General features: G+C 49.2%; 5 protein-coding genes. 3 read left to right on the plus strand and 2 right to left on the minus strand.

Annotation, left to right across the window (positions count from 1 at the left end):
* Positions 1 to 805 (plus strand): GspE/PulE family protein (locus WC490_08065; protein ID MFA5098554.1); only part of this gene is annotated, 805 nt, incomplete at its 5' end.
* Positions 806 to 877: 72 nt separating this feature from the next.
* Positions 878 to 1,231, plus strand: a complete 354-nt coding sequence (locus WC490_08070) for a four helix bundle protein (GenBank protein ID MFA5098555.1) — start codon at positions 878 to 880, stop codon at positions 1,229 to 1,231.
* Between the two features lie 63 nt (positions 1,232 to 1,294).
* On the opposite strand, the gene msrA is transcribed toward WC490_08070, so the two are convergent.
* Both msrA and WC490_08080 read right to left on the minus strand, forming a co-directional pair.
* Positions 1,295 to 2,179: a peptide-methionine (S)-S-oxide reductase MsrA gene (msrA, locus tag WC490_08075; GenBank protein ID MFA5098556.1), complete on the minus strand. Its 885-nt coding sequence runs from the start codon at positions 2,177 to 2,179 to the stop codon at positions 1,295 to 1,297.
* A gap of 183 nt (positions 2,180 to 2,362) precedes the next feature.
* Positions 2,363 to 2,626 carry a hypothetical protein gene (locus WC490_08080; protein ID MFA5098557.1) on the minus strand — a complete coding sequence of 88 codons (264 nt, stop codon included), beginning with the start codon at positions 2,624 to 2,626 and terminating at the stop codon, positions 2,363 to 2,365.
* A gap of 54 nt (positions 2,627 to 2,680) precedes the next feature.
* Between WC490_08080 and WC490_08085 the strand changes: the two genes are divergently transcribed.
* The coding region (locus WC490_08085; GenBank protein ID MFA5098558.1) for a lysophospholipid acyltransferase family protein at positions 2,681 to 3,396 on the plus strand (716 nt) is incomplete at its 3' end.

The raw sequence follows: 3,396 nt of genomic DNA on the forward strand, positions 1-3,396 counted from the left end.
TGAGGAGCTCGATATCAGGGGGTCGACAATGCCTACGGTGCACGGGGAAAAGGCCGTCCTGCGCCTGCTAAAAAGGGACCACGCGGTATTGCCTCTTGAAGACCTCGGAATGGAAAGGTGCTGCCTGGACATTTTTGCAAAAGCCGTCTTTAGGCCTCAGGGACTGGTCCTCATCACCGGACCCACAGGATCAGGCAAGACGACAACGCTGTATGCCGCTCTGAACAGGATCAATTCCGCGGATAAGAACATCGTGACGATAGAAGATCCTGTAGAATACGAACTTCCGGGCATCAACCAGACGCAGGTAAACAACAAGGCGGGGCTTACTTTTTCAAAAGGACTGCGCTCCATGCTCCGCCAGGACCCGGACGTGATAATGGTCGGCGAGATACGCGACAGCGAGACCGCGCGGATCGCCGTACAGGCCGCGCTGACCGGACACCTTGTCTTGTCAACGCTCCATACGAACTCAGCAGCCGGGGCGGTCGAGCGCCTTTACGATATGGGCGTCGAGCCTTTTCTTCTGGCCTCATCACTTATCTGCGTCGTGGCGCAGAGGCTTGTCAGGCTTCCGTGTACTCCGTGCAGGGATTGCGGGTTTTCCGGTTACAGGGGGAGGACCGGGATCTATGAAATACTACATATCGATGAAGAGATCAGAGGCATGATAACCAAAGGCGCGGGGAAAAAAGAGATCGAGCTTAATGCAGGGCTTAAGCCTTTGTTCGAGGCGGGGATGGAGAAGGTCAGGCAGAAGATAACGACAGAGGAAGAGTTGAGGAGGGTGGTGTGGGAGGAATGATCGAAGAGCAAAGGGCAAAGAACAAAGGGCAAAGGAAGGAATAAGAATTAAACAATAAGGAGGATGGGGAAAATGATGTTCAATGATGGGCTGAAGCATAGGTTTTTAATCTTTTCGAGGAAGATGCTGCAGCTCTGCCGGACATTGCCAAAGCAGTATGAATGCGAAACAATAAGAAAACAGCTTGCAGGTTCAGCCACGTCGATCGGGGCGAATTATGAAGAGGCGGACGGCACTGTTACGAAGAAGGATTTTCTAAATAAGATAGTAATTTCCAGGAAAGAAGCCAAAGAAACAATTTATTGGCTCAAGATCGTTTCCGGCATTTACTTTCCCGAAAAGCAAATCGAGCCGCATATTAGAGAATGTTCGGAATTTATCCGCATGTTAAGCTCCATTATCAACAAAGTCCAAGCGAAGCTGTAAGTCTATCAGCTTATTTCTTGTTGCTTGTTACTTCCTTTGTTCTTTGCCCTTTGCTCTTTGTCCTTAGCGCCTCTTCTTCTGAAAAAACCTTGATGCCGGTACTATCTGAGTGACTGTCGGCTTCTCATATATATCTGACTTTTCAAGCTTTTTCTTAGACTTTATAGCAGTTTCCTTTTGTTCAGGACTGTAATAGAAGATAGCCGATCTATACTGTTCGCCGATATCAGGTCCCTGACGGTTTAAGGTTGTCGGATCATGTATCTTCCAGAATACATCCAGCAATTGATCGTAACTGACTTTATTCGGATCAAACTTAATGTGAACCACTTCGGCATGTCCGGTATTCCCGCCGCAGACTTTTTCGTAACTCGGTTCCGGGACGGTGCCGCCGGTAAAGCCGACTTCCGTGTCGATAACGCCCTTGACCTTGTCGAACTCCTCCTGGACGTGCCAGAAGCATCCGGCGCCGAAGGTCGCCTGTTCAAAGATTTTTTCACCTGGTTTAACGAACTTCAAGGCGATCCCGTTAATACAATACCTCTTATATGTAGGTGCTGGGCCGTCGTTAAAGACATGTCCGAGGTGGGAGCCGCAGCGGGCGCAAAGCACCTCTTCACGGACCATTCCAAGCGATGTGTCTTTCTCTGTAACTATATTCAGCTGCGAGACCGGCTCATTATAGCTGGGCCAGCCGGTGCCGGAGTCGAACTTCGTGCCTGACCGGAACAGCGCGGTGCCGCAGCGGATGCACTCGTAGATGCCCTGCTCTTTATTGTTGTTCAGGCTGCAGCTGAACGGAGCTTCGGTCACTTTCTTTGCGGTCACCAGATATTGTTCAGTTGTAAGCAGCTTTTTCCATTCGGCGTCGGTCTTTTCGATTTTATTTACAAACACTTCTTTATTTATGGATGGATCGAAAATCTTTACTGTTGTTTCTCCGGCCATTGTAAGACCTCCTGTTTGGATGAATAATACGGCAATTAGAAACATCGGTAACCTATTTAACATGGGGATATTATACAACGAAGAGGATGTTCTAAACTAACCCTCACCCCGGCCCTCTCCCTTGACAGGGAGAGGGGGCAAATTATGCATGTCCTCCCCCTGTCAAGGGGGAGCTAGAGGGGGTTAGTAATTCTCCCTGCTGAACATGTTTATTGCCAGCCCGACGATCTTTTTATATACGCTCCCGACAATATGTTTCAGCGAGAACTGGAAACCGCGTGGGCAGCCTATGCATAGACGGGACCTGGATGACGGTATACATTCTTTGCTGCATTCATAGATACAGGTCTTTTTCATGCCAACTGTCTTTAAGGCGATATGGGTGTCTTGAACGGCGGGCGTTTCCTGTCTTGCTTTCACTGCGACCCGCGGCGTGAATATTTCCATATACTGTTATCGGCGGATTTGCTGGAAATTTCACATTTCCCGGCAGGTATATATATGGTAAGATTTTATCTGATGATCAAAAGCATTGTGTTAACGGTCCTGGCGGGTCTTTTCATGCTGGTTTCCATGGCTGGCGGGAGCCTTCTTGCCGTCATGGTCGCGGTATTTGCAAAAGACAAAAGGCGCATATTCGGGAATATATCCAGAGTATGGGCCCGTTCTATACTCTTTATCGCCGGCGTCAAGCTGATCGTAAAAGGCACGGAGAATCTTAATGTCGCAGGTCCGGTCGTTCTGATAGCCAACCACCAGGGTAATTTTGATATCCCCGTGATGATGGCGGCGCTGCCTTTCAATTTCAGGTTCCTTGTCAAGGAAGAGCTCTTCAGGATACCTCTCTTCGGCTGGTATATGAAAAAACGCGGGGATGTTTCTATAAACAGGAAAAGCCCGCGTGACGCTATAATCGCACTTAAGAAGATCTCGGCGATCGTGAAGAGCGGAGAGCCTGTCATGATCTTTCCGGAAGGGACACGGAGCATGGACGGCAAGGTAGGGGACTTCAAACGGGGGAGCCTGATAGTAGCAGTAAATGCGGATGCTAGGATCATTCCCATAGCAGTATCCGGAAGCTACAATATCCAGAAAAGAGGCACCCTGCTGGTCAATCCGACAACTGTCACTGTCAACATCGGATCTCCCGTGAGCATTAAGGAAGAGGAAGAAAATGCAGGCCGGGAATCGGCCCTTCTGGAGTCGATAAGGCAAAA

The sequence above is a fragment of the Candidatus Margulisiibacteriota bacterium genome, assembly GCA_041650635.1.
Lineage (GTDB): Bacteria > Margulisbacteria > WOR-1 > JAKLHX01 > JBAZKV01 > JBAZKV01.